The sequence below is a fragment of the Kitasatospora sp. NPDC057015 genome (assembly GCF_042673745.1).
GTDB lineage: Bacteria > Actinomycetota > Actinomycetes > Streptomycetales > Streptomycetaceae > Kitasatospora.
On record NZ_JBHUSG010000117.1, the window covers coordinates 1 to 4,196 of the forward strand.

General features: G+C 74.0%; 1 protein-coding gene. It reads left to right on the forward strand.

Annotation, left to right across the window (positions count from 1 at the left end):
* Window positions 1-27: 27 nt before the first annotated feature.
* Window positions 28-4,196: SDR family NAD(P)-dependent oxidoreductase (locus ACFTWP_RS41315; RefSeq protein WP_380270339.1), on the forward strand; the 4,169-nt coding region annotated here is incomplete at its 3' end.

Here is a 4,196-nt window from a genome sequence, read left to right on the forward strand (position 1 = left end):
TACGGCTCGGAGCCGGTGTTCCGGGAGGTGATCGATGCGTGTGAGGCGGCGTTGGCGCCGTACACGGATTGGTCGTTGGTGGAGGTGTTGGTCGGTGGCGCTCCGCTGGAGCGGGTGGACATCGTGCAGCCGGCTCTGTTCGCGGTGATGGTGGCGCTGGCGGAGCTGTGGCGTGCGCATGGTGTGGTGCCTGATGCCGTGGTCGGGCATTCGCAGGGGGAGATCGCGGCGGCGTATGTGGCCGGCGCGTTGTCCCTGGGCGACGCCGCGAAGGTGGTCGCCCTGCGCAGCAAGGCCTTGGTCGCGCTGGAGGACCGGGGTGGGATGGTGTCGGTCGGGCTCGGGCATGCGCAGGCCGCCGAGTTCGTGGCCCGGTGGGAGGGCCGGCTGACGGTGGCGGTGGTCAATGCCCCCGGTTCGGTCGTCGTGTCGGGTGATCTGGACGCGCTGGGTGAACTGCTGGCGGCCTGTGAGGCCGACGGTGTCCGTGCCCGCCGCCTGCCCGTCAACTACGCTGCCCACTCCGTCCAGGTCGAGGCGATCCGCGAGCAGCTGCTCGCCGACCTCGCCGGCGTCACACCGAGGACCGCGGACGTCCCCTTCTACTCGACCGTCACCGCGGAACCCGTCGACACCGCCGCCCTGGACGCCGACTACTGGTACCGCAACCTCCGCGAACCCGTGCTGTTCGACCAGACCACCCGTGCGCTGCTCGCCTCGGGTGGCGACCCCGTCTTCGTCGAGATCAGCCCGCACCCGGTGCTCACGCCTGCGCTGGAGGAGCACGAGGCGGGTGTGGTGACCGGGACACTGCGCCGCGACCACGGCACCCCGGCCGAGTTCCTGGCCGCCGCGGCGCGGCTCTTCGTCGCGGGTGTGCCGGTGCGGTGGCCGTTCCCGGACGGGGAGCCGGTGGCGCTGCCCACCTACCCCTTCCAGCGGACGCGGTTCTGGCTCGCCGGCGGCGCGGGAGACGTGTCCGCGGCCGGGCTCGACTCGGTGGACCACCCGCTGCTCGGCGCCGCTGTCGAGGTGGGCGAGCAGCGGGTCCTGACGGGTCGGCTCTCCCTGGCCACCCACCCCTGGCTCGCGGACCACTCCGTACTGGGGACGGTGCTGCTGCCCGCGACGGCGTTCGTGGAACTGGTGGTGCACGCGGCCGGGGCGGCAGTGGAGGAACTGGTCCTGGAGGCGCCGCTGACGTTGCCCGCGGACGGCGCGGTGGACGTACAGGTCGTCGTGGGCGAGCCGGACGAGACCGGCCGCCGCACGGTCGACGTCCGGTCCCGTACGGACGGTTGGGTGCGGCACGCCACCGGCACGGTGGGCGGGCAGCTTGTGGTCGGGCAGCCCGTGTTCGGGCAGGCGCTGACGCAATGGCCGCCGGCCGGCGCGGAACCGGTCACCGGGCTCTACGACACGCTCGCCGCGGCGGGCTACGAGTACGGGCCGGCCTTCCAGGCCGTGCAGGCGGTGTGGCGCCGCGGCGACGAGGTGTTCGCCGAGGTCGCCGTGCCGGACGCGGCCCGGTTCTCCGTCCATCCGGCCCTGCTGGACGCCGCCCTGCAACCGCTGGCGCTGCTGTCCGGCACGGAAGGCGACGTGCGGCTGCCGTTCTCGCTGGGCGGGATCGCGGTCCACCGCACCGGCGTGACCTCCGCGCGGGTGCGGCTGATGGTGGTGCGCCCCGGCACGTACGCCGTCCACCTGGCGGACCGGTCCGGCGAGCCCGTGGCGACCATCGAGGCGCTGACCACCCGTCCGATGGCTGAACGCGGCCCGCTGTACACCCTCGACTGGATTCCGCTGACCCCCGGCGAAGGCGCGCTCGGCGACGCCCTCGTCTCGCCCGGATCGGTCGCCGAGGCGCTGACGGCCGTCCAGGACTTCCTGGCCGGGCCCGGCGAACGGCTCGTGGTGCGCACGCGGGGCGCGGTCGCCGTCGTCCCCGGTGACGGGGTGAGCGACCCGGAAGCCTCGGCCGTATGGGGCCTGGTCCGGTCCGCGCAGGCCGAGCACCCCGGCCGATTCGTGCTCGTGGACGCCGACGAGCTGCCCGACGGCCTGTCGGTCGGCGACGAGGACCAGCTGGCGGTGCGCCGGGGGGCCGTCTACGTGCCCCGGCTCGTGCGCTCCGCACCGGAGGCGTTCGACGGCCGGCTGACGCAGGTGGGCACGGGCAGCCTGGACGACCTCGCCTTCCTGCCGTACGAGCAGGCCCCGCTCGGGCCCCGGGAGGTGCGCGTCGCCGTGCGGGCGGCCGGCCTGAACTTCCGGGACGTGCTGATCGCCCTCGGCGTCTACCCGGACCCGGCGCTGCTCGGCAGCGAGGGCGCGGGCGTCGTCACCGAGGTCGGCGCCGAGGTCACCGGGCTGCGGCCGGGTGACCGGGTCGCCGGGTTGCTGCCCGGCGCGTTCGGCCGGGTGGCCGTCGCCGATCACAGGGTGCTGGTGCGCATCCCCGACGAGTGGACGTTCGCCCAGGCCGCCACTGTGCCGATCACGTTCCTGACCGCGTGGTACGGCCTGCGCGACCTGGGCGGGCTGAAGGCCGGTGACCGGGTGCTGATCCACGCCGGGGCCGGCGGCGTCGGCATGGCGGCGATCCAACTGGCCCGGCGGCTCGGGGCGGAGGTGTTCGCCACCGCGAGCCCCGCCAAGTGGGACGCGCTGCGCGACCTGGGGCTGGACGAGGACCACATCGCCTCGTCCCGGACCCTGGAGTTCGCCGACCGGTTCGGACCCTTCGACGTGGTGCTGAACTCGCTGTCCGGTGAGTTCCTGGACGCCTCCCTGCGGCTGCTCGCACCCGGCGGGCGGTTCGTGGAGATGGGCAAGGCCGACATCCGGCCCGGCGTGCTGGCCTTCGACCTGGCCGACGCGGGACCGGAGCGGCTGGGGGAGATCCTGGCCGAGGCCGTCCGCCTGCTCGGTGCGGGCGAGCTGCGTCTGCCACCACTCACCACCTGGGACGTCCGCCGCGCGCGGGACGCCTTCCGGTTCATGAGTCGGGCGGCTCACATCGGGAAGATCGTTCTGACTGTTCCGGTGGATTTCGATGTGGCCGGTACGGTGCTGATCACCGGTGGTACGGGGACGCTGGGTGGCCATGTGGCCCGGCATCTGGTGGTCGAGCGTGGTGTGCGGCATGTGGTGCTGGTCAGCCGCAGTGGTGGCGGGGCGGCGTTGTGCGAGGAATTGGCCGGGCTGGGCGCGGAGGTGACCGTGGCCGCGTGCGACGTGGCCGACCGGGAGGCGCTGGCGGCGGTACTGGACGCGATCCCGGCCGCGTATCCGCTGACCGCGGTCGTGCACGCGGCCGGGGTGCTCGACGACGCCGTGGTCGAGTCCCTGACCCCCGAGCGTCTGGCCGCGGTCTGGGAGCCCAAGGCACGGGCGGCCTGGCACCTGCACGAACTCACCCGCGGGCGGGACCTGACGGCGTTCGTCCTCTTCTCCTCGGCCGCCGGGACACTCGGCAGCCCCGGGCAGGCCAACTACGCCGCCGCCAACGCCTACCTCGACGGCCTGGCCGCGTACCGGCGCGCCCAGGGACTGCCGGGGGTGTCGCTGGCCTGGGGCTACTGGGCCGAGGCCAGCGGGCTGACCGGGCAGATGTCCGAGGCCGACGGTGAACGCCTCGCCCGCGCGGGACTGCTGCCGATGGCGACCGACCACGGACTCGGCCTGTTCGACGGGGGCCTGGACACCGCGGAACCGGCGGTGGTCGCGGCCCGACTCAAGCTGTCCGCACTGGGCGACCGGCCGGTGCTGCGCGCGCTGGCACGCGCCCGCAAACCGGTGCGGGCCACCGGGCTTGCGAGCGAGCTGGGATCGCTCCCCGAGGCCCGGCAACGCGAGATTCTGCTCGACCTGGTCGGCACCCACGCCTCGGCCGTGCTCGGCCGCAGCGACGAGATCGGTGGCGACCTGGCCTTCAAGGACCTCGGCTTCGACTCGCTGACCGGCGTGGAACTGCGTAACCGGCTGTCCACGGCGGTCGGGACCCGGCTGTCGGCGACGATGATCTTCGACCACCCGACCCCGGCCCGGCTGGCCGAATACCTGCGTGAGGTGGTCCTCGGCAAGGAGCGCCGGACGGCCTCACCCGTGCCGGTCGGGGTTCCGGTGTCGGGTGATCCGGTGGTGGTGGTGGGGTTGGGGGCCCGGTATCCGGGTGGGGTGGGGTCGGCGCA